Origin of the sequence: Azospirillum sp. ST 5-10 (assembly GCF_051225715.1) — a bacterium.
Lineage (GTDB): Bacteria > Pseudomonadota > Alphaproteobacteria > Azospirillales > Azospirillaceae > Azospirillum.
In genome coordinates this window covers 47,693-67,813 of the sequence record NZ_JBPJSP010000036.1, presented here as the reverse complement: position 1 = coordinate 67,813, position 20,121 = coordinate 47,693, and the positions used below count along the sequence as shown (strand labels likewise).

The window sequence follows — 20,121 nt, the reverse complement described above, 5'->3', positions numbered from 1 at the left end:
CGCCCACAGGGCGTCGGAGACAAGAGGGGCTGCCATTCCCCCCTCAACTGCCCGATCCCGGTTCGGTTAGGCGCTCTGAATGGGACGTGTGGATCGATCATGGCGTCACGTTGTTGGCGGAGCTCGCCGCCACTATCAAAACGAAAACCCCCAGCGTCACAGCCCTGACGTAAGGGTGCAGTACGTCAAGGCAACCTAGAACTCGCATCGATTGCAGATCTGCATGGCCGCGCGGTCCGTGTGAAGCTGACGCAAGAAGGAGCGGCGCGCGTGGCCAAAGGTGATCTGGTGGAACGTTGCCTCCTTGAGGTTCCCCAACACCCCCGCGCGGGGATGGACGCAGCACGGCACGACAGTACCGTCCCAATCGACGTAAAGACGGTGGTGGACTGCCTGGAAGCTGCAAATCCGAGCCGGAACGTCGAGATCGCGGTCAAGCATGTTCTCCTTCGATTCCGGCAGGTACATCCAACCACGGAACTCCGGCGACCAACCCCGTGGCTCCATCAGCGCGCGCCAACGGGCTTGGGCGGTGGGATCCTCGCAGATGGTGCGCGTGACCAGTCGCAACTCCGGGCAGTATCGATCGCGCAACTCGCGCATCCTGCCCAGAAACTCCAACAGCTTTTCCCAGCGGCTGGGCGGGCGCAGGCGCTCATACTCCTCCGGCGTGCCGTCACCGTCACAGCTCACGGCGATCTGGGTGAGCACACGCGTGCGGAGCGCTTCCTCCAGGGCTGGCCAGTCGGCGAACTGGGCATTGGTTGAGATCTCGACAACTCGCGTCTTCCAACGCTGTGCCGGAATGCGCGACAGAATGCCCGGCAGGTCATGATGCAGAAGCGGCTCGCCAAAATTAAACAGGCGTAGGTACAAGATAAAATCAACATCGATGTTCCGCAAGCAGCGATCGAAGTCCCCGACGTCGATGCGCTGCACCTTCGGCTGCAGGGTCGAGTTGGGACAGCCGAGGCAGCGGAGCTGACAACCCTTCACGATCTCGAAATGCAACCGCTCCAGGGCCGGAATGCGTGGTGCGGAAGGGGTGAGGACAGTGTTCATGGAAGGTGGATTTACAACTTTACGAAATAGCCGCGGGCGGCGAAGGTGCAACCGAACTTGTTTTCGCGCTTCATATCGGCGGCAAGAACATTTGGGTTCTCGGCCAGATAGCGGTCAAGGGCTTCCCAAGGTCCCGGTCCGTGCGCCGGGCGCACGGGATGCCCGTTGACGATCGTGTCCTCGACCACCAGATAGTCGCCGCGCCGAAGCAAGGGGACGAGCGTCGTCAACTCCCGATGCACGTGCGCCGCGGCATGGTCCGAGTCGAGGATCATGAACACCGTCCCACGCTCCTCCGGAAGTAGCATGGCGATCTGTGCAGCGATCTCCGGTCCGCCACTGTCTCCCAGAAGCAACTGAATACGCGGATTGCCGAGAATGGAGGGGTGCAACGCCTCGTGTGTCACATCGACGGTGATCACCGCGCCTTCCGTGCCCATGGCGGCCAGGAGATCGGCGAAATAAAGCGCGGAACCGCCATGCCGGGTACCGGTCTCTACCACCCACTGCACCGAGCGCTCGCTGATGATTTCCTGGTAGTTCCACATATCGGACGGCAGCTTCAGCGTACGTACGCCGCGCCAGCCCATAGCCTTCCAAACATTGGTCTCATGGAACCAGCGTAGGTAGTCTTGGCCGGGAGTCGACATCCAGAACTCCGTCCGCTCATTGGGGTTTGCAGCCGACGACGCGCATGTCGCGCGGATCGCCCAGCTTGAATTGGGCCGGCTCACGGCGGAGATCGGTGAGTCCGGCCCGCTCCATCACCTGCATCAACGTCTCCGGCGTGTAACCCCAGCGGTGCACCATCAGCGGGTCGCGCCACTGCGGGTCGCCATAGAACACCCACATGGTGTGCTGACCGCGCGCGTCGGCTTGGCCGAAGGCGTTCGGATCCTTCAGGAACGCCTCGCATGCGGACCGCAGGTTCGGACATTCCAGCACCATGCGCCCGCCCGGCTTCAGCACGCGGACCCACTCCCGCAGGATATCTTCCACCTCCCAGCGCCAGAAGTGTTCCACCACGTGCACCGCAAGGATCTCGTCGACGCTGTCATCGGCGAAATCGCCGAGACGGTGCAGGTCGCACACCACGTCCGGCCTCACGCCGGCGCGGTTGTCCGCGATGTCGACATTGACGTAGCCGGGCAGCAGTTTGTCGCCACAGCCGAGATTGAGACGCACCGGGAGAGGACGGGGCGCAACACGAGGTGTGGTGGGCCGCTCCACCACCTCGCGCACGACTCCATCCCAATCACGCGCGACCGCTTCCGGGGTGAACCGTGCGGCAACCGCCGCCTGTCCCGCGGCAATGCGCTCGAGCACCGCGTCGCCATGCGCCAACACCCAGCGCAGCCCGTCGACGAGATCGGACGTGACCACCGCACTGTCACGGAAGGCCTGATGGCTCCGCGTCGGGTGCGCCACCGGGATGCGCCCGGCCCAGAGAGCCTCCTGCAGCCGATTGGCCGATTTGGTGGCCATGGCCGGTTCGTCGGACGATGGCAGGAGAACGGCATGACAGCGCAACAGTGCCCCCTCCAACGCCTCGGGCGACCAGGGGGTCAGATCGACAGCCAGACTCCCTTTTGCCCGCTCGAGCGCCGACGCAAAGCCATCGGTGGCGTCGCACACCACCTCGAGCCGGCACGGCGTTTCCCTCGCCAGAGCGGTGAGATCCGACATCAGCGACAGCAAGGGCGCGGCGTTGCCACTACGCCCGAACCACAACAGGCGGACCGGGCTGGCAGACGCCGGAAATGCCGGCTCTCCACGCGCCAATTCCACACAATCCGGCACCTGCACGACCGGGACGGTCGCGACTTCGCCCACCAACTCCGCCAGCGCCTCGGAAGAGACCGTCACGGCGTCGGCCCGCTCCAGCATGGACGGGTAATGCGCCATGAGATGCGGCGCGGCGGCAATGTTGTCACAGACGTCGACGACGACGCGCTTGCCGGCATCCCGCAAGACGTCCAGCACGGAACTCAGGTCGTAAAGCGTCTTATGAACGAGGTACAGGTCGGCGTCGAGAAAGTCGTCCCGACGCATCGCCTCGACGATCCCGTCCGTCGGAACCACCTTGACCTTGTGGCCGAGCCGGGCCAGATGCGGCGCCACCGCAAGGCCGCGGAGCCGCACGCTCGCCAACGGCGAGAAGATCTTGCCGCGGTACTTGGCGAAAGGGCCTGGTGCCAAATGGTGGATGATCATCGTGGTGTGCACACTCCCCCAAAGCCAGGGAAAATGTCAACCGCGGGCCGTGACAGTCGGTGAAGGTGCCGCCGTCGGGCCTCCGCAAGGGTGCCATGCGCGCGGTTGCAATCACCCCCCGCGGCATCGTACTCCGACGGGCCCAGGGGCCGCCGGCCCCGCCGACCAGTTCGAGGATACCGACCCATGCGCGCCTTCGAGGGCCAGCATTCCGACAACGTCGCCATCAAGCGCACGCGCGAGCAGAAGGAACGGCAGCTGCGCGAGCTGAAGGACCAGTTCGCCGCCCTGAAGAGCCACGCCGCCCCGACCCTGCGCGCCACCATCGCCAAGCGCATCGCCGACCTCGAGGCCGAGCTGAAGGCGCCGGCCGCGCCGGCCGCCGCGCCCACGCGGCCGCGGCGGGGCTGAGCCGTGACGGCGGTACCGACCGTGCCCGTCCGGCCGCTGACCCGGGTGTTCGACCGGCCCTGGCTGCTGCTGCTGCTGCCGCCGCTGTTCTGGTCGGGCAACATGGTGCTGGGCCGCGCCGTGGCCGACGCGGTGCCGCCGGTGGCGCTGGCCTTCTGGCGCTGGGCGCTGGGGGCGCTGATCCTGCTTCCCTTCGCCTGGCCCCACCTGCGGCGCGACCTGGAGCCCCTGCGCCGCCACTGGCCGGTGGTGGCCGTGCTGTCGGCGCTCGGCATCGCCTGCTTCAACACCTTCGCCTACATCGGCCTGGCCGACACCACGGCGCTCAACGCGGTGATGATGCAGTCGGCCATGCCGGTGCTGATCGTCGCCTTCAGCTTCGTCTTCTTCCGCGAGCCGGTGACCCCGCTCCAGGCGCTCGGCGTCGCCGTGTCGCTGGCCGGCACCTTCACCCTGATCGCCCGCGGCGACCCGGCGACCCTGGCCGCCCTGCACTTCAACAGGGGCGACCTGTGGATCGGCGCCGCGGTGCTGGCCTACGCCGCCTACACCGCCCTGCTGCGCCGCCGCCCGGCCACCCACCCCTTGAGCTTCCTGGTCGCGACCTTCCTGCTCGGCGCGGCGATGCTGCTGCCGTTCTACCTCGCCGAGTCCCTCGGCGGCCGGCCGATGGCGGTCGACGCGGTGTCGCTGGGGTCGGTCGTCTACGTCGCCGTGTTCCCCTCGATCCTCGCCTATCTCTGCTTCAACCGCTCGGTGGCGCTGATCGGCGCCAACCGCACCGGGCTGTCGATCCACCTGATGCCGGTGTTCGGCAGCCTGCTCGCCATCGCCTTCCTCGGCGAGCGGCCGCACTGGTTCCACGGCGCCGGCATCGCCCTGATCGCCGGCGGGATCGTGCTGGCGACCCGCCGCCCTCAGAGATAGCCGAGGGCGCGCGGCAGCCACAGGGAGAGGCCGGGGAACGCCACCACGGCCGCCAGCGCCGCCACCATGGCGGCGACCATCCACAGCACCCAGGGCACCGTCGCCTCGATGGACACGCCGGCGACCCGGGTGGTCACCATCAGGTTGACCGCCAGCGGCGGCGTGAACTGGCCGATCGCCAGGTTCATGGTGATCATCACCCCGAACCACACGGGATCCCAGCCGAAGCTCTCCATGATCGGCTGCAGCAGCGGCAGCAGGATCAGGAAGATCGACACCGCGTCCAGCACCATGCCGAGCGCCAGCAGCGCCAGGTTCAGCAGCACCAGGATCACCGTCTCGTCGCCGGTCGCCGCCACCGCCGCCTCGGCCATCCGGTCGAAGACGCCCAGCGTGCTGCCGGCCCACGCGAAGATGCTGGCGAGCGCCAGGATCAGCAGCACCACCGCCGACATTTCCGCGGCTTCCGCCAGCGCCTCGTAGAGCGCGCGCCAGGTCAGCGTGCGGTAGATGAACAGGCCGACCGCCAGCCCGTAGAACACCGCCACCACCGCCGCCTCGGTCGGCGTGAAGGCGCCGGTGCGCAGGCCGCCGAGAATGATCACCGGCGCCAGCAGCCCCCACACCGCCCCCTTCAGGCTGGCCCAGAACGGCGGCCGCGGCCCGGCGTCGGCCATGCCGAAGCCGTGGCGGCGGGCCAGCCACACCGTCGGCGCGATCAGCGACAGCCCGGCCAGCAGCCCCGGCACGACGCCGGCGGCGAACAGCGCCGGCACCGAGGCCTGGGGCACCAGCACGCTGTAGATGATGAAGGCGACCGAAGGCGGGATCAGGATCGCGGTGGCGGCCGCCGCGGCGATGACGCCGGCCGAGAAGGCGCGGGGGTAGCCCGCCTTCTGCATCGACGGGATCATCACCGTGGCGACCGCCGCGGCGTCGGCCGGGCCGGAGCCGGAGATGCCGCCCATCACCATGCACACCAGGATCGCCACCACCGCCAGGCCGCCGTTGCGCGGCCCGACCACGGCGGAGGCGAAGTCGACGATGCGGCGCGCCACCCCGGCGCGCTCGAACAGCAGGCCGGCCAGGATGAAGACGGGGATCGCCAGCAGCGGGTACTTGGCGATGCCGGTGTAGACGTTGGTCGGCACCGCCAGGATGCCGAGCTGGGCGTCGAGGATGGCGAGCGAGCCGGCCAGCCCCAGCGCCACCGCCAGCGGCGCGCCGAGCAGCATCAGCACCAGGAAGCCGAGGAACAGAAGCGCCGTCGCCATCACGCCCCCCGCCGCAGCGCCCGCACGATGCGCCCCGCCACCCGCAGCGCCACCACGGCGGCCAGCAGCGGCATCCACACGGTGTAGAGCCACTGCGGGTTGCCGAGGCCGGGCGACGTTTCCTCGAAGCGCCACTGGTCGTAGGTCAGCCGCCCGCCGTACCAGACGATGACGGCGAACATCGCCAGCGACGCCGCCCACGCCACGGCCTCCGTCCAGCGCCGCCAGCGCGGCGGCAGCCGGTCCACCAGGACGGTGATGCGGATGTGGCGGTCGGCGGCCACCGCCACGGCGGAACCGAGGAACGTCATCACCACCATCAGGAAGATCGAGTATTCCTCGGTGAAGGCGAAGGAGACGTCGGTGAAGTAGCGCACCACGACGTTGGCGAAGGTGACGACGCACACCGCCGCCATGGCGAGTGCCGCCAGCGCGCGCTCCACGGTCACGGGCACGCGCGGGGCGTCTGTATCCCCTTCGGGATCGGCGATCTGGGACATGGGAACGGCCGGGCGATGAGGGCTCCCCTCCCCCGCGGCGGGGGAGGGGCACGGAGGGTCGGCGGTCACTTGCGGGCGGCGATCGAGGATTCGGCCTGCTTCACCAGGTCGGCGCCGATCTGCTTGGCCCACTTGTCGTAGACGGCGCGGGTCGCCTGCTGGAAGGCGGCCTTCTGCTCCGCCGTCAGGGTGACGACGGCGACGCCCTGGCCCTCGATGTCCTTCAGCACCGAGACGTCGGCGCCGGCGATGCCCTTGCGGGCCAGCTCCACCTCCTCGGCCGCCGCCTGCACCGCCGCCTCGCGCACCGCCTTGCGGTCCTCGTCCGACCAGGAGTTCCAGACCTCCTCGTTGACGACGAAGATCAGCGGATCGGCGACGTAGCCCCACAGGGTCAGGTTCTTCTGGTTCAGCGTCGCCATCTTGGCGGCGACGAAGACCGACAGCGGGTTCTCCTGGCCGTCGACGGCGCCGGTGGACAGCGCCGGCTGGGCGTCGGCCCAGCTCATCTGCGTCGGGTTGGCGCCCAGCGCCGTGAAGGTGTCGAGGAAGAGCGGCGAGCCGACGACGCGGATCTTCATGCCCTTGAGATCGTCGGGCGTCTTCACCGGGTGCTTGGAGTTGGACAGCTCGCGGAAGCCGTTCTCGCCCCAGGCCAACGGCACCACGTCCTTCGAGGCCAGGATCTTGAACAGCTCCTCGCCGACCGGTCCCTGGGTCAGGGCGTCGATCGCCTTGTAGTCGGGCATCAGGAACGGCAGCGAGAAGAGGTTGAGCTCCTTCACCTGCGGCGACCAGTTGATGGTCGAGCCGACGGCGAGGTCGATCACGCCCTGGCGCAGGGCGGTGAACTCCTTGGTCTGGTCGCCGTTCACCAGGGAGGTGCCGGGGTACATCTTCACGTTGATCCGGCCGCCGGTCTTCTCACGGATCAGCTCGGCCCAGCGCTCGCCGCCGACGCCCCAGGGAAACGGCTTCCCCAGCACGGTGGACAGCTTGTACTCCGGCTTGTAGTCGGCCGCGGCGACGCCGGGCAGAAGGGCGGCGGCCAAGGCCAGGCCGGCGAACAGCGCCTTCACGGATGTCATCGATCTCCTCCCAATCGTTCTGGTCCCCAAGCGGGAGGGGCGATCCTAGCAAGCCGCCGGCCGGGTGGCTACCGTGCCCGCGGCGGCCGGCGCCCAAGAAAGAGGCCGCGGACGCCGGACGTGCCGGCGGCGTCGCGGCCTCGCAGGTCGTTGACGGGAGTGTTTTGCCCGATGTGGGCGGCCGCGCCGCCGAGAGCAATGCGCGATTCCGGCTAGCGCCCCTGCCGTTCGAAGGGATCGGCCGCGCCGCCGGACGCCGCGCCCGGCGCGGCCGGCGGCGTTTGACGCGCCGCGCCCGCTCGCCGAGACTGGGCGGCGGGACACGGGCGAGGAGGAACGGGCATGGACAGACGCCGCACCGGCGCGACCGCGGCACGGGGGGTCGTCTTGGCGGCGTTGCTCGCCGCACCGGCCGCGGCGCAGCCGGCGACCATGCTGGGCGGCAATCCCAGCGAATGCGACATCGCCCACGCCCTGCTGGGCGCCGCGCCGCCCGGCTGCCCGCCGGCACCGGCGACGGTCCGTCCCGCCCCGCCGCCGCGCGCCGCCGATGCCGCCGCCGGTCCCGAAGCGGCCCCGCCGCCGCCCACGCCGTCGCCGGCCCGGTCCGCCCTGCCCCAGTCCGCCCCGCTCCATCCCGCTCCGCCTCATCCCGCTCCGCTCGTCACCGCGCCGGCGACCGCGCCGGAGCCGCCGCGGGAGGGGCAGCGGCGCGCCGCCTTCCTCATCGCCTTCGACTTCGCGTCGGCCCGCATCCGTCCGGAATCGCAGGCGGTCCTTGACCGAGTCGCGGCGGTCATGGCGTCGCCGGAAGGACGCGACCGGGTGTTCCAGGTGATCGGCCACACCGACGCGGTCGGCCCGGCGGCGGCGAACCTAAATTTATCACGCCGCCGCGCCGAGGCCGTGGTCGCCTACCTCACCGGCCGCCACGGCGTGGCGTCCGACCGGCTGGAGGCCAGCGGCCGCGGCGAGGAGGAACTGGCGGACCCCGCCCACCCCGCCGCCGCCGCCAACCGGCGGGTGGAAATCGCCGCCCGCCGCCGCTGACGGGGACTACCCCTTTCGGGCGGAACCCGTCATGCTCCTGCCGGCAGGGCAGCACCCGGACCGACCGACGACATGCAGCATCCCGCGGATGGTTTCCTTTCAGGGACGGTACGCCGTGCCGCCGCCGGCGCGCTCGGGCTCGCCGCGGCGGCCGGCCTCTCCGCGCTGAGCATGATCGACTACCGGCTGTTCCACACGCTGGCGGAGGCCGCCCACGCGCTCGTCGCGCTGGGCGCCTTCATCGTCGCGTGGTACGCGCGCCATCTCCTCCAGTACAACCACGTGGTGCTGCTGGGCGTGGCGAACCTCTACGTCGCCGGCCTCTTCACCCTGCACGCCCTGGCCTACAAGGGCATGGGCGTGCTGCCGGTGGACGAGGCCAACGTCGCCACCCAGTTCTGGATCCTGGCCGCCGGGCTGGAGTGCGCCGGCTTCCTGCTCGCCGCGGCGGCGCCGGCGCGGCGCCACCGGTCGCCGCTGCTGCACCTCGGCTTCGGCGGCGCGGCGGCGGCCGGCGTCCTGACCATCCTCGTCTGGCCGGTGTTCCCCGACAGCTTCGTCGCCGGGCGCGGCCTGACGCCGTTCAAGATCGTCGCGGAATACGCGATCATCGCCGGGTTCGCCGCGGTCCTCGTGTTCCTGTGGCGCAACCGCCGGCGGTTCGACCCGGATCTCCTGCGCATGCTCGCCGTCGCGGTGATCCTGCGCATGCTCGCCGAAGCCTGCTTCACCCTCTACACCGACGTCTACGGCGTCGCCAACATGGCCGGGCATCTCCTGAAGACGGCGGCCTGCGTCTTCGTGTTCCGGGCGGTGGTGGAGACCGGTATGGTGCGCCCGCAGGCGTTGATGAGCCGGGCGCTGGAGCGCGAGCAGGCGCTGGCCGCGGAAGTCGCCCGCCAGGCCCGCACCTTCGACGCCATCCTCTCGGCCACGCCCGACGCGGTGCTGATGCTGGACGCCGGCCTGCGCTTCGTCTACGCCAACCCGGCCGCGGCCGACCTCTTCGGCGTTCCCCAGGAGCGCTGGCCCGGCCGCACCTGGCGCGAGCTCGGCCTGGCGGCCCCGGTGATGGAGCCGATGGAGAGCCGCGCCCGCGCCGTCGTCGCCGAGGACGCGCCGCGGGCGGCCAGCCTGCGCCTGCACGGGCGCACCTACGACCAGCATCTGACGCCGCTGCACGACGACGGCCCCGGCGTCTCCGGCGTGCTGCTGGTGTCGCGCGACGTGACCGAGCGGGTGGAGGCGGAGGTCCGACTGCGCGCCGCGCTCGCCGAACAGGAGCGCCTGCGCGGCACGGCGGAGCGGGCGAACGCCGCCAAGACGCGGTTCCTGGCCGCCGCCAGCCACGACCTGCGCCAGCCCGTGCAGGCCCTGCTGCTGCTGGGCGACACCCTGTCGGGCCGGGTCGAGGGGCAGCCGGCGCACGACACGGTCGTCACCATGCGCATGGCGCTCGACACGCTGAAGACCCTGCTCGACGGGCTCCTCGACATCTCGCGCCTGGAGGCCGGGGTGGTGGTGCCGAAGGTGGAGCGGATCGCCGTGGGCGCGCTCCTCGGCCGCCTGGAGGCGGAATATGCCCCGCGCATGGCCGAGAAGGGCCTGCGGCTGCGGGTGGTCCCCAGCTCGGGCTGGATCACCAGCGACCCCACCTTGCTGGCGCGCATCCTGCGCAACCTCCTGGAGAACGCCCTGCGCTACACCGAGGCGGGCGGCGTGGTGCTGGGCTGCCGGCGGCGCGGCGGCGCCGTGCGCCTGGAGGTCGTGGACACCGGCGCCGGCATTCCCCGCAACCGTCTGAACGACGTCTTCGAGGAGTTCGTGCAGGTCGCCCCCGCCGCGTCGGGCGCCGGCAACGGCGGGCAGGGCCTCGGGCTCGGCCTTGCCATCGTGCGGCGCCTGGCCGGTCTGCTGGACCACCCGCTGGACGTCGTCTCGGTGCCCGGGCGCGGCTCGCGGTTCGCGGTGGCGGTCCCCGCCGCCGATCCGCCCGCCGTCGCGCCGGCGGCCGCGGCGGCGGTACCGGCCGTCGCGGACAGCGGGCTCGCGCTGGTCGTCGACGACGAGGCGATCGTCCTCAGCGCCCTGGCGGCGATGCTGGAGGGCTGGGGCTACACGGTGCTGGCGGCCGACACCCCGGACGGGGCGCTGGCACGGCTGGCCGACGCCGGGCGGGTGCCGGACCTGCTGGTCTCCGACTACCGGCTGGCCGGCGGCCGGACCGGCGTCGAGGTGATCGTCGCCGTCCGCGCCGCCTGCGGCGTGGCCATCCCGAGCATCCTGCTGACCGGCGACACCGGCCCGGCCCGGCTGGTCGAGGCGCAGCGTTCCGGCTTCGACGTGCTGCACAAGCCGGTCACCCCGTCCCAGCTCCAGACCGTCATCACGATGGTGCGCCGGCGCCCCGGCCCGCCGGCGAACAACGGCAGCGCCGCCGACGGCAACGCCGCGCGGGGCGACTGAACGCCGTCCCTACAGCATGGTCTCCCAGCGCGCCGCCACGTCGGGCGCCGGGTTGACGGCCGGTGCGAAGTCGGCACGGCCACGCCGCTCGCGGTGCTCGCGCAGGGCCCAGTGCACGGTGGGAAAGGCGATGTCGCGCCAGGGGATCTCGTCCCACAGGAACAGCCCGACCTCCTCGCTCTCCGGCCCGGCGCCGATGTCGGGATCGACGAGGCGGGCGCGGAAGATGAGCTGGACCTGGCTGATCCGCGGGATGTCATAGACGGCGAGCAGGGTGTCGACGGCGATGCGCGCGCGCGCCTCCTCCCACGCCTCGCGCATCGCCCCGGCCACGGTGGTCTCGCGCTCCTCCATGAAGCCGGCGGGCAGCGTCCAGAAGCCGCGGCGCGGCGCGATGGCGCGCCGGCACAGCAGGATGCGCTCCTCGTCGCCCTCGCCCCAGGTGGCGACCGAGCCGACGACGATCAGCGGGTTCTGGTAGGCGACGAAGCCGCAGTCCGGACAGAGCAGCCGTTCCCGGTCGTCGCCGGGCGGGATGGCGCGGATGCGCGGGCCTTTGTCGGGAGCGTCGTCGGACATCCGTCCCATATGGCGCGATCCGCGGCGCGGGGCAAGCCGCTTCCGCCACCGCCCGGGGGGCGGGCAACACCACCGCCCGCGGAGCGGGCCACGGCGCCGTCCCGCCGTTCGTCACCCGTTCTCTTCGCGCGGCATCTGCGTTAGGCTGCGCTCCGGCACACAAGATGTTGGGGCACCATGGGCGCAAGCGCCTTCCAGTTCGCGTTCGACGGGGTGTCGCTGGCGATCGGCCTGGCGGCCGGGGCGCTGGTGGCGTGGCTGCTGGCGCGCGCCGCGGCGGCCGACGTGTCGGCCGAGCGCGCCGAACTGCACGCCCGCCTCGACTTCCAGGCCCGCCGCGAGGAGGAGCTGCGCGAGACCGTCGCCGAGCGGGAGCGCCAGATCGCCCGCCTGCAGGCCGACGTCACCCGCGGGCGCGAGCGCCACGCCGAGCTGGCGACCACGCTGAACAAGGAGCGCACCGCCGCCGCCGAGAAGCTGGCCCTGCTGGAGAAGGCCCGCGACGGCCTGGGCGAGGCCTTCAAGGCGCTGTCGGCGGAGGCCTTGAGCCAGAACAACCGCAGCTTCCTCGATCTGGCGCGCGAGACCCTGGCGACGACCCAGCAGGCGGCGCGCCACGATCTCGACACCCGGCGCACGGCGGTGGCCGACCTGGTGGCGCCGCTGCGCGAGGCGCTCGACGCCATGGGCCGCGAGGTCCAGGCGATGGAGAAGGCCCGCGCCGGCGCCTACGAGGGCTTGCGCCAGCAGGTGCAGTCGCTGGCCGAGAGCCAGGAGCGGCTGCGCGGCGAGACCGGCAACCTGGTGCGGGCGCTGCGCACCCCGGCGGCGCGCGGCCGCTGGGGCGAGATCCAGCTGCGCCGCGTCGTGGAGATGGCCGGCATGCTCGACCACTGCGACTTCCAGGAGCAGGCGAGCGTCGACACCGAGCGCGGCCGGCTGCGCCCCGACCTGCTGATCCGCCTGCCCGGCGGCAAGACCATCGTCGTCGACGCCAAGACGCCGCTCGACGCCCATCTCGACGCCGTGCAGGCCGAGGACGAGGCGCCGCGCCGCGCCGCCCTGGCCCGCCACGCCCGGCACGTGCGCGAGCACATGCGCCAGCTCGGCGGCAAGGCCTACTGGGACCAGTTCGCCGAGACCCCGGAGTTCGTGGTGCTGTTCCTGCCCGGCGAGAACGTCTTCTCCGCCGCCCTGGAGCACGACCCGGCGCTGATCGAGGCGGGCATCGAGCACCGCGTCATCCTCGCCACGCCGACCACGCTGATCGCGCTGCTGCGCGCCGTCGCCTACGGCTGGCGCCAGGAGGGGCTGGCCCGCAACGCGCGCGAGATCGCCACGCTGGGGGCGGAGCTGTACAAGCGCCTGTCCGACCTGGGCGGCCACATGGAGCGGCTGGGCGGCCAGCTCGGCAAGGCGGTGGCCTGCTACAACGGCGCGGTCGGCAGCCTGGAATCGCGGGTGCTGGTCACCGCGCGCCGCCTGCGCGACCTGGACGCCGTCCCGGAGGGCGCCGACCTGCCCACCGCCGAGCCGCTCGACCACCGGCCGCGGTCGCTGCAGGCGCCGGAGCTGCGCGGCAACGCGTAGGCGGGTCGGGTCAGGCCGCCCCCACCCCCGCCCCCACCGCCGGGCGCCGCGCGTCCGCCCACGCCCGCACCGTCGTCGGCCGGCCGGCGGCGTCCACCAGCCCGCGCTCCACCAGCTCGTGGGCGTGGCCGGCGAACCAGTCGGCGGTTCCCGGGCGGTCCCAGGCCTCCATCCAGTTCTGCTCCATGAAGGCGAGGATGGCGGGATGGCCCAGCTCGGCCTCCCACAGGATGCCGAGCAGCGAGGTCTGCGCCTCCTCGTGCATGCACTGCTCGAAGGTGAGGACCTGCTGGGCGCGCGCCTCGCGGCGGCGCGACGTCTCCGGCCCCGGCCCCAGGCCGTGCTCGAGCAGCCGCCGGCGCTCCGGGGCGGCGCACAGCCAGTGCGCCACCTCGTGGACGATGACGGTGGCCTCCACCTTGGTGCGGATCACCGTCCCGTCCCACATGAAGCAGGCGCTCGGCTCCTCGTCCAGGGTGCCGATGCCGTGGGCGTGGGCCAGCGCCACGCCGTCGGCGCGCTGCTCCGGCGTGTCGACGCCGCCGGCCACCGGCCAGGTGGCGGCGATGCGGCGGAACGCGGCGAGCGCCACGGGACGGTCGGCGAGATGGCCGGCGAAGGCGGCGAGCGCGGCCGGCAGATCGTCGGCGGGAATGGGGGTCAGGATCATCGCGGCATGGACGGTGACGGAACGGGCCGGGCTGTTGTGCCCAAAGGACGGCGCCGACCGCAAGGGGCGGGCGGTCGCAGGCCGAACATTTCACCGAATTAACCCAACCGGTCTACACCGTTCGGGAATATCCGCCTGCCGGCCTTGTTGATGCTGTCCAGGCAGGAGGCGATTTGCCGGTGGAGAGAGCCATGCTATATGACGTTCGGCGGAGGGTGCGGGCCGCCGGGTGCGGCGACGGTCGCGGCGGGAGCCGTCGGCCGTGACCCACATGACCCCGCTCCATGCCTCACCGCGAGGACCCATGGCCTGCGTCGCAACGCCCTACACGCCGGTACCGGCCGCCGACGGCGACCGCTGCCGCCTTTCCATCGTCATACCGTTCTACAACGAAGGGACCAACGTCGAGGCGCTGTTCGCCCGGCTGGTGCCGGTGCTCGACGGGCTCGGGCTGGCGTGGGAGGTGGTGTGCGTCGACGACGGCAGCCGCGACGACACGCTCGGCCGTCTGGTCGCCGCCCACGCCCGCGACCGCCGCATCAAGGTGGTCGAGCTGTCGCGCAACTTCGGCAAGGAGCTGGCCCTGTCTGCCGGCCTGGCGCACGCCCGCGGCGACGCGGTGGTGCCGATGGACGCCGACCTGCAGCACCCGCCGGAACTGCTGCCCGAACTGGTCGACCGCTGGCGCGCCGGCTACGACGTGGTGATCGCCGTGCGCCACGCCCGCGTCGGCCAGAGCCTCAAGCACCGCCTGTTCGCCCGCGCCTTCTACTGGATCTTCGACAATCTGTCGGAGGTGAAGCTGCCGCGCGAGGCCGGCGACTTCCGGCTGATGGACCGCAGGGTGGTCGACGTCCTCAACCGCATGCCGGAACGCACGCGGTTCATGAAGGGCATGTTCGCCTGGGTCGGCTTCCGCCAGACCAGCATCCTCTACCAGCAGGGCGAACGGGCCGGCGGCGACACCAAGTGGGGCTTCATGAAACTGCTCCGCCTGTCGATCGACGGGCTGACGGCCTTCTCCGACTTTCCGCTGAAGGTGTGGAGCCTCGTCGGCATGGCGGTCTCCGGCGTCGCCTTCCTCTACATCGTGGTGCGGCTGCTGCGCACCCTGCTGTTCGGCATCGACGTGCCGGGCTACGAATCGCTGATCGTCTCGGTCCTGTTCATGGGCGGCATCCAGCTGATCACCCTGGGGATCATCGGCGACTACCTCGGCCGCGTCTTCGCCGAGGTGAAGGGCCGGCCGCTGTTCATCGTCCGTGCGACCCACGGCTTCGCGGCGGCACCGGCCGAGCGCGCCGCCCCCGTCGAGGAGCGCGTGGCGTGAACCACCTGACCCCGATCCAGCTCCGCGACCGCGCCGCCAGCGCCGCCTATCCCCCTCGCCCGGCGTTCGCCTGGGACGACCTGACCCGCCTGCTGCTGCTGGCGCTCGTCGTGCTGGCGGCCCTGACCTTCCGCAACTACGCCATTTCCATCGACGAGGAGGTGCAGCACGTCTACGGCAAGAAGCTGCTGGCCTACTACCTCAGCGGCTTCGCCGACCAGTCGGCCTTCGCCTTCAAGGACCTGTTCTACTACGGCGGCCTCTTCGACCTGACGGTGGCGTCCCTGCTGCCGATCTCGCCCTTGTCCGAGTACGACACCCGGCACCTGCTGTGCGCCGCGGTGGGCATCGTCGGCATCGCCGGCACCTGGCGTCTGGCGCGCCATCTCGCGGGGCCGCGCGCCGGCTTCTTCGCCACCGCCCTGCTGGCGCTGAGCGGCGTCTATTACGGCGCCATGTTCAACAACACCAAGGACGTTCCCTTCGCCGCCGGCATGGTGTGGACGCTCTATTTCGCGACGCGCCTCCTCGACCAGGCGCCGCGGCCGCGCCGGGCGACGGTGCTGAAGTTCGGGCTGGTGCTCGGGATGACCCTGGCGACCCGCGTCGGCGGCGTGCTGGCGGCCGGCTATCTCGGCCTGGCGCTGCTGCTGCACTGGGCCCTGGTGTGGCGCCACCAGGGGCTCGGCCGGGCGGCCGAGGCGGCCCGCGGCACGGTGGCGGCGCTGCTGCCGGCGGTGCCGCTGGCGCTCGCCGTGGTCGCCGTGTTCTGGCCCTGGGTGGTGCAGGAGCCGGGCAACATCGTCAAGGCGCTGGAGGTGATGTCGAAGTTTCCGATCAATCTGGAGACGCTGTTCGACGGCCGCCTCGTCCAGGCGAACGACCCGCCGGCCCTCTACCTGCCCGTCTATCTCACCCTCAAGCTGCCGGAGGCGGTGCTCGTCGGCCTGGCGGCGGCCCTGGGCGTCGCCGCGGCGGCGCTGCGCCGTCCCGACCCGCTGGGCCTGCGGCCGGCCGCCATGGTCCGCCTGACGCCGATCCTGCTGGCGGCGCTGCTGCCGGTCGTCCTCTTCATGGCGATGCGCCCGACCGTCTACAACGGCGTGCGCCACTTCCTGTTCGTCGTCCCGCCGCTGGTCGTGCTGGCGGCGATCGGCGTCGACGGGCTGTGGCGGCTGGCGCAGCGGCTCGGCCGGCGCGCCACCCACGCCCTGGCGGCCCTGCTGACGGCGGTCGGCGTGCACGGGGCGTGGCAGCTCGGCACCATGCACCCCAACGAGTACGTCTACTACAACGCCCTGATCGGCGGCACCAACGGGGCGGAAGGCCGCTTCGAGCTGGACTACTGGGGGAACTCGATCCTCGAGGCGGTGCAGCGCCTGCAGGAGTTCGTCGAGCTGGAGAACGACGGCCGGCCGCCGCCGCGGCCCTACACGCTGGTGGTCTGCGGCAACGCGCTGGCCGCCCGCTACGAGCTGCCGCCGTACCTCAGGCTGGTGAACGGCCGGCCGGACTGGCGCGACGCCGACTTCTTCATCGGCTTCACCCAGGACCGCATCTGCCCCGACCTGCTGGACGGCCGGCCGATCCTCGAGGTGGAGGCGGACGGCGTGCCGCTGTCCATCGTCAAGGACCGTCGCCCCGCCCCCGCCGAGCCCGCCCCCAGCGAGGCCGCCCCGGGGGAGTGACCCCGCGCGCCGCCCCGGCCCGCCCGTTCGGGCCGGGGGCGTACCCCCGCGCCCCCGCGAAGTGCCCCGATCCGCTGGGCCGGCGCCCTTCGGCATGATCGCCGCCTGCACGGACGACACAGCACCGCCCGCCGCCAATCTGTCCCCCCACGGGTTCGCCCGGCCTCCCGGCCGGCCCGCGGTGGAGGGGATCGATGCGGATGCGCGGGGAGAGGATCGGTGTCGGGCTGGCGATCGCCGCCGTCATCGGGTTGGCCGTTCCGGCACGGGCCGACGCCACCGACCCGCTGCGCGATCTCGTTGCCCAGGTGGCCGAACAGCGCCTCGCCGAGGCGGGTCACGGCGGCCTCGTCGTCGGGGTGGTCCGCGACGGGCGGTCGCTGGTGGTCGGGCTGGGCAGCACGGGGTGGCCCGGCAGCGGCCCGCCGGACGGCCGCACGGTGTTCCAGATCGCCTCGCTGACCAAGCCCTTCACCGGCACGATCCTGGCGGAGCTGATCCGCAGCGGCCGGGTCGCCCCGTCCGACCCGCTGCGCCGCCACCTGCAGTCGGCGGCGCGGGTGCCCGACTTCCAGGGCCGGCCGATCCGCCTGGTCGATCTCGCGACCCACACCGCCGGGCTGCCCAACGTGCCGGAGACGCCGAACTTCTCGTGGGCCCGCCTGGCCGACCCGCGCAACCCCTACAAGCCGCTCACGCCGGCCGAGGTCGACCGCTGGCTGGCCGGCTACGAGCTGTCGGCGCCGCCGGGAACGCGCTTCAGCTACTCCAACGTCGGCATGGCGGTGCTGGGGGAAGCGCTGGAGCAGGTCACCCAGGCGAGCTACGCCGAGCTGCTGCGCCGGACGGTGACCGAGCGGTTCGGCCTGCACGACACCACCCTGACCCTCGACGCCGACCAGCGCGCCCGCAAGGCGGTGGGGCACGCCCGCGGCCAGGCCGTGCCGGACTGGGAGGCGCCGGCCATGCAGCCCGCCTTCGGCCTCTATTCCACCGCCGACGACCTGGTGCGCTGGCTGCGCGTCAACATGGGCGACTGCCCCGGCGGCTGCCCGGCGGCGGCCGTGCAGACCCTGGCGCTGGCCCAGTCCGTCCAGGTCGAGGGGCCGGCGCTGGCCGATCCCGGCAGCCTCGGCCAGGGGGCGATGGCGCTGGGCTGGTTCGTGGCGTGGGCGCAGGACGGTTCGCCGATCTTCTGGCACAGCGGCGCCACCGGCGGCTTCAACACCTACATCGCCTTTTCCCGCGCCCACCGCTGGGGGGTGGTGGCGCTGAACAACAGCGATCCCGCCCGCGTCGTCGCCGACCGGACCGCCATCGACCTGCTGCGCCTCTTCGAGGCCGACCGGCCGGAGCGGCTGGAGCGCCGCCCCGCCCGCCTGGCGCTCAGGCAGCCTTGATGCCGGCGAGGAAGCGCTCGACCTCGCCGCGCAGGGTCTCGGCCTGCTGCGACAGCTCGCCGGCCGCGCTGAGGACCTGACCGGCCGCGGTGCCGGTCTCGCCGGCGGCCTCGGTGACCTGGCCGATGGTGCCGCTCACCTCGTGGGTGCCCTGGGCCGCCTGCTGCACGTTGCGCGAGATCTCCGCGGTCGCCGCCCCCTGCTCCTCGATGGCGGCGGCGATCGAGGTGGAGATGTCGTTCACGGAGGTGATCACGCTGCCGATCTCGCCGATCGCCTTGACGACCCCGCCGGTCGCCTCCTGGATCGCCGCGACCTGGGCGGCGATGTCCTCGGTGGCGCGGGCGGTCTGGTTGGCCAGGCTCTTGACCTCGGAGGCGACGACGGCGAAGCCCTTGCCGGCCTCGCCGGCGCGCGCCGCCTCGATGGTGGCGTTGAGCGCCAGCAGGTTGGTCTGGCCGGCGATGCTGGTGATCAGCTGCACCACGTCGCCGATCTTCTGCGCCGCGTCGGCGAGGCCCAGCACCCGCGCGTTGGTGCGCGCCGTTTCCTCCACCGCCCGGCCGGCCACCGTGGTGGAGCGGGCGACCTGCTGACCGATCTCGCCGATGGAGCCGGCCATCTCCTCGGCGGCGGCGGCCACGGTCTGGACGTTGGCGCTGGTCTGTTCGGCGGCGCTGGCGACGGTGGTCGACTGGCTGCTGGTCTGGCGGGCGATCGCCTCCATGCTGCGCGCGGTGGCCTCCAGCTCGGACGCCGCGGCGGCGACGGTGCGCAGGGCGCCGGTGGCGCTGCGCTCGAACCCGGACACCAGCGTCTCGATCCGCTCGGTGCGCCGCAGCTTGGCCTCCCGCTCGGCCGCCTCGGCCGCGGCGAGGCGGTCGGCCTCGATCAGCCCGTCCTTGAAGACCTGCACCGCCCGCGCCATGGCGCCGATCTCGTCCTTGCGCTCGGTCTCGGTCACCGGCGTGTCGAGCTCGCGCCGCGCCAGACGGGCCATGATGCCGGTCAGCGTCTGAACCGGGCGGGAGATGGTCGACACCATGGCGACGCCGGCGAGGACGGACAGCACCAGCACGAGTGCCATCGCCCCGGCGATCCACCAGCGGGCGTTGAGGTAGACCGCCTCGCCGGCGTCGGCGACGCTGCGGCCGATCCGCGCGTCCGTGTCGACCAGCTGTTGGAGCAGGTCGGTGGCCTGCCCGAACGCCTGGCGCGACTCGCCGCGCGACAGCCGGAACGCCGCGCCGCTGTCGCCCGACCGCGCCAGCGGCAGCAGCCGTTCCTTGCTGATGGCGAAATAGGTGTTCCAGGTGTCGGTGAAGCGCCGATACAGGTCCTTCTCCACCTCGGCGCTCAGCTTCGCCTCGAACCGCCCGCGGGCCTTGCCGAGGTTGTCGAGAGCCTTGGCCATGCGGGCGTCGGCGTCCTCCCGGTCCTCGGCCGTGGCGGCCATGATCGAGGCGATCTCCTGCACCCGGTAGCTCTGCACGGCCGCGTTGATCGCCCCGAGATGCTCGACGCTGGGCAGCCAGTTGTCGCGCACCTCGGCGGCGGAGTCGTTCACCGTCCCCAGGCGTTCGATGGCGAACGCTCCCAGTCCGGCCGTCGTCAGCAGGACGAGGGCGAAGATCGCGAGCACTTTGGCCCGGATCGTCAAATCCGTGAATGCGGTCATGGCGTCATCTCCGTTGGCCGCGCCGCACGACGGCGGGGCGATGGACTCTTGGGTCGAGCGGTCGGGAACGATGCCTGACGCTCGGGATAGCCCGCTGGCCGCTCTTCGCCCCACCACCAATCATACGATCATATGCATAGGATTTCTGGGAGTACAGTAACGAAATGCGACATAAAGTCTCAAATCCACTAAAG

Annotated in this window: 17 protein-coding genes; 8 read left to right on the top strand and 9 right to left on the bottom strand. The window is 71.8% G+C overall.

Going from position 1 to position 20,121, the window contains the following annotated elements; translation table 11 throughout:
• Positions 1–195 precede the first annotated feature (195 nt).
• The 3 genes from ACSBPG_RS27720 to ACSBPG_RS27710 are packed head-to-tail and all read right to left on the bottom strand — an operon-like array spanning position 196 to position 3,276.
• Positions 196–1,062 (bottom strand): radical SAM/SPASM domain-containing protein, encoded by an 867-nt coding sequence (locus tag ACSBPG_RS27720; protein ID WP_435540482.1) that lies wholly within the window; start codon positions 1,060–1,062, stop codon positions 196–198.
• Between the two features lie 11 nt (positions 1,063–1,073).
• Positions 1,074–1,712: a CmcI family methyltransferase gene (locus ACSBPG_RS27715; RefSeq protein ID WP_435540481.1), complete on the bottom strand. Its 639-nt coding sequence runs from the start codon at positions 1,710–1,712 to the stop codon at positions 1,074–1,076.
• Positions 1,713–1,728: 16 nt separating this feature from the next.
• The gene (locus tag ACSBPG_RS27710; RefSeq protein ID WP_435540480.1) at positions 1,729–3,276 is read right to left on the bottom strand and encodes a methyltransferase domain-containing protein; all 1,548 of its coding nucleotides are present in this window, start codon (positions 3,274–3,276) and stop codon (positions 1,729–1,731) included.
• 186 nt (positions 3,277–3,462) lie between these two features.
• Here ACSBPG_RS27710 and ACSBPG_RS27705 point away from each other — a divergent pair, with 186 nt between their 5' ends.
• Complete coding sequence (locus tag ACSBPG_RS27705; protein WP_435540479.1) at positions 3,463–3,687, top strand: hypothetical protein; 225 nt, start codon at positions 3,463–3,465, stop codon at positions 3,685–3,687.
• 3 nt (positions 3,688–3,690) lie between these two features.
• Positions 3,691–4,614 carry a DMT family transporter gene (locus ACSBPG_RS27700; protein WP_435540478.1) on the top strand — a complete coding sequence of 308 codons (924 nt, stop codon included), beginning with the start codon at positions 3,691–3,693 and terminating at the stop codon, positions 4,612–4,614.
• On the opposite strand, the gene ACSBPG_RS27695 is transcribed toward ACSBPG_RS27700, so the two are convergent.
• From ACSBPG_RS27695 to ACSBPG_RS27685, 3 genes are all read right to left on the bottom strand, one after another.
• Positions 4,605–5,888: a TRAP transporter large permease gene (locus ACSBPG_RS27695; RefSeq protein WP_435540477.1), complete on the bottom strand. Its 1,284-nt coding sequence runs from the start codon at positions 5,886–5,888 to the stop codon at positions 4,605–4,607. The two genes, ACSBPG_RS27700 and ACSBPG_RS27695, sit on opposite strands and share 10 nt — an antisense overlap.
• Positions 5,888–6,388 (bottom strand): TRAP transporter small permease, encoded by a 501-nt coding sequence (locus ACSBPG_RS27690; protein ID WP_435540476.1) that lies wholly within the window; start codon positions 6,386–6,388, stop codon positions 5,888–5,890. The genes ACSBPG_RS27695 and ACSBPG_RS27690 overlap by 1 nt, the downstream gene beginning before the upstream one ends.
• A gap of 65 nt (positions 6,389–6,453) precedes the next feature.
• The gene (locus tag ACSBPG_RS27685) at positions 6,454–7,476 is read right to left on the bottom strand and encodes a DctP family TRAP transporter solute-binding subunit (protein WP_435540475.1); all 1,023 of its coding nucleotides are present in this window, start codon (positions 7,474–7,476) and stop codon (positions 6,454–6,456) included.
• A gap of 342 nt (positions 7,477–7,818) precedes the next feature.
• Between ACSBPG_RS27685 and ACSBPG_RS27680 the strand changes: the two genes are divergently transcribed.
• The gene (locus ACSBPG_RS27680; RefSeq protein WP_435540474.1) at positions 7,819–8,526 is read left to right on the top strand and encodes an OmpA family protein; all 708 of its coding nucleotides are present in this window, start codon (positions 7,819–7,821) and stop codon (positions 8,524–8,526) included.
• A gap of 72 nt (positions 8,527–8,598) precedes the next feature.
• The gene (locus tag ACSBPG_RS27675) at positions 8,599–10,992 is read left to right on the top strand and encodes an MASE3 domain-containing protein (RefSeq protein WP_435540473.1); all 2,394 of its coding nucleotides are present in this window, start codon (positions 8,599–8,601) and stop codon (positions 10,990–10,992) included.
• A gap of 9 nt (positions 10,993–11,001) precedes the next feature.
• Here ACSBPG_RS27675 and ACSBPG_RS27670 read toward each other — a convergent pair whose 3' ends face one another.
• Positions 11,002–11,580 carry an NUDIX domain-containing protein gene (locus ACSBPG_RS27670; RefSeq protein ID WP_435540472.1) on the bottom strand — a complete coding sequence of 193 codons (579 nt, stop codon included), beginning with the start codon at positions 11,578–11,580 and terminating at the stop codon, positions 11,002–11,004.
• Between the two features lie 168 nt (positions 11,581–11,748).
• Between ACSBPG_RS27670 and rmuC the strand changes: the two genes are divergently transcribed.
• A complete protein-coding gene (gene rmuC / locus ACSBPG_RS27665) occupies positions 11,749–13,161 on the top strand; it encodes a DNA recombination protein RmuC (RefSeq protein WP_435540471.1) in 1,413 nt (470 codons plus the stop codon).
• A gap of 10 nt (positions 13,162–13,171) precedes the next feature.
• Here the strand turns inward: rmuC and ACSBPG_RS27660 are convergent, their stop codons facing one another.
• Positions 13,172–13,831: a hypothetical protein gene (locus ACSBPG_RS27660; RefSeq protein WP_435540470.1), complete on the bottom strand. Its 660-nt coding sequence runs from the start codon at positions 13,829–13,831 to the stop codon at positions 13,172–13,174.
• Between the two features lie 304 nt (positions 13,832–14,135).
• Here ACSBPG_RS27660 and ACSBPG_RS27655 point away from each other — a divergent pair, with 304 nt between their 5' ends.
• The 3 genes from ACSBPG_RS27655 (at position 14,136) to ACSBPG_RS27645 (ending at position 18,249) form a co-directional block, all read left to right on the top strand.
• Positions 14,136–15,161 carry a glycosyltransferase family 2 protein gene (locus ACSBPG_RS27655; protein WP_435540469.1) on the top strand — a complete coding sequence of 342 codons (1,026 nt, stop codon included), beginning with the start codon at positions 14,136–14,138 and terminating at the stop codon, positions 15,159–15,161.
• Complete coding sequence (locus ACSBPG_RS27650; protein ID WP_435540468.1) at positions 15,158–16,849, top strand: glycosyltransferase family 39 protein; 1,692 nt, start codon at positions 15,158–15,160, stop codon at positions 16,847–16,849. The genes ACSBPG_RS27655 and ACSBPG_RS27650 overlap by 4 nt, the downstream gene beginning before the upstream one ends.
• Positions 16,850–17,049: 200 nt before the next feature.
• Entirely contained in the window at positions 17,050–18,249 is a 1,200-nt protein-coding gene (locus ACSBPG_RS27645) for a serine hydrolase (RefSeq protein WP_435540467.1), read from the top strand.
• Here ACSBPG_RS27645 and ACSBPG_RS27640 read toward each other — a convergent pair.
• Positions 18,236–19,927: a methyl-accepting chemotaxis protein gene (locus ACSBPG_RS27640; protein ID WP_435540466.1), complete on the bottom strand. Its 1,692-nt coding sequence runs from the start codon at positions 19,925–19,927 to the stop codon at positions 18,236–18,238. The two genes, ACSBPG_RS27645 and ACSBPG_RS27640, sit on opposite strands and share 14 nt — an antisense overlap.
• Positions 19,928–20,121 lie beyond the last annotated feature (194 nt).

What these genes read in the sequence shown, in the direction of transcription:
- ACSBPG_RS27710 (WP_435540480.1), bottom strand. Translation starts at nt 3,276, where the DNA reads ATGATCATCCACCATTTGGCACCAGGCCCTTTCGCCAAGTACCGCGGC.
- ACSBPG_RS27640 (WP_435540466.1), bottom strand. Translation starts at nt 19,927, where the DNA reads ATGACCGCATTCACGGATTTGACGATCCGGGCCAAAGTGCTCGCGATC.
- ACSBPG_RS27720 (WP_435540482.1), bottom strand. Translation starts at nt 1,062, where the DNA reads ATGAACACTGTCCTCACCCCTTCCGCACCACGCATTCCGGCCCTGGAG.
- ACSBPG_RS27680 (WP_435540474.1), top strand. Translation starts at nt 7,819, where the DNA reads ATGGACAGACGCCGCACCGGCGCGACCGCGGCACGGGGGGTCGTCTTG.
- ACSBPG_RS27690 (WP_435540476.1), bottom strand. Translation starts at nt 6,388, where the DNA reads ATGTCCCAGATCGCCGATCCCGAAGGGGATACAGACGCCCCGCGCGTG.
- ACSBPG_RS27705 (WP_435540479.1), top strand. Translation starts at nt 3,463, where the DNA reads ATGCGCGCCTTCGAGGGCCAGCATTCCGACAACGTCGCCATCAAGCGC.
- ACSBPG_RS27660 (WP_435540470.1), bottom strand. Translation starts at nt 13,831, where the DNA reads ATGATCCTGACCCCCATTCCCGCCGACGATCTGCCGGCCGCGCTCGCC.
- ACSBPG_RS27695 (WP_435540477.1), bottom strand. Translation starts at nt 5,888, where the DNA reads ATGGCGACGGCGCTTCTGTTCCTCGGCTTCCTGGTGCTGATGCTGCTC.
- rmuC (WP_435540471.1), top strand. Translation starts at nt 11,749, where the DNA reads ATGGGCGCAAGCGCCTTCCAGTTCGCGTTCGACGGGGTGTCGCTGGCG.
- ACSBPG_RS27685 (WP_435540475.1), bottom strand. Translation starts at nt 7,476, where the DNA reads ATGACATCCGTGAAGGCGCTGTTCGCCGGCCTGGCCTTGGCCGCCGCC.
- ACSBPG_RS27715 (WP_435540481.1), bottom strand. Translation starts at nt 1,712, where the DNA reads ATGTCGACTCCCGGCCAAGACTACCTACGCTGGTTCCATGAGACCAAT.
- ACSBPG_RS27670 (WP_435540472.1), bottom strand. Translation starts at nt 11,580, where the DNA reads ATGGGACGGATGTCCGACGACGCTCCCGACAAAGGCCCGCGCATCCGC.
- ACSBPG_RS27675 (WP_435540473.1), top strand. Translation starts at nt 8,599, where the DNA reads ATGCAGCATCCCGCGGATGGTTTCCTTTCAGGGACGGTACGCCGTGCC.
- ACSBPG_RS27645 (WP_435540467.1), top strand. Translation starts at nt 17,050, where the DNA reads ATGCGCGGGGAGAGGATCGGTGTCGGGCTGGCGATCGCCGCCGTCATC.
- ACSBPG_RS27655 (WP_435540469.1), top strand. Translation starts at nt 14,136, where the DNA reads ATGGCCTGCGTCGCAACGCCCTACACGCCGGTACCGGCCGCCGACGGC.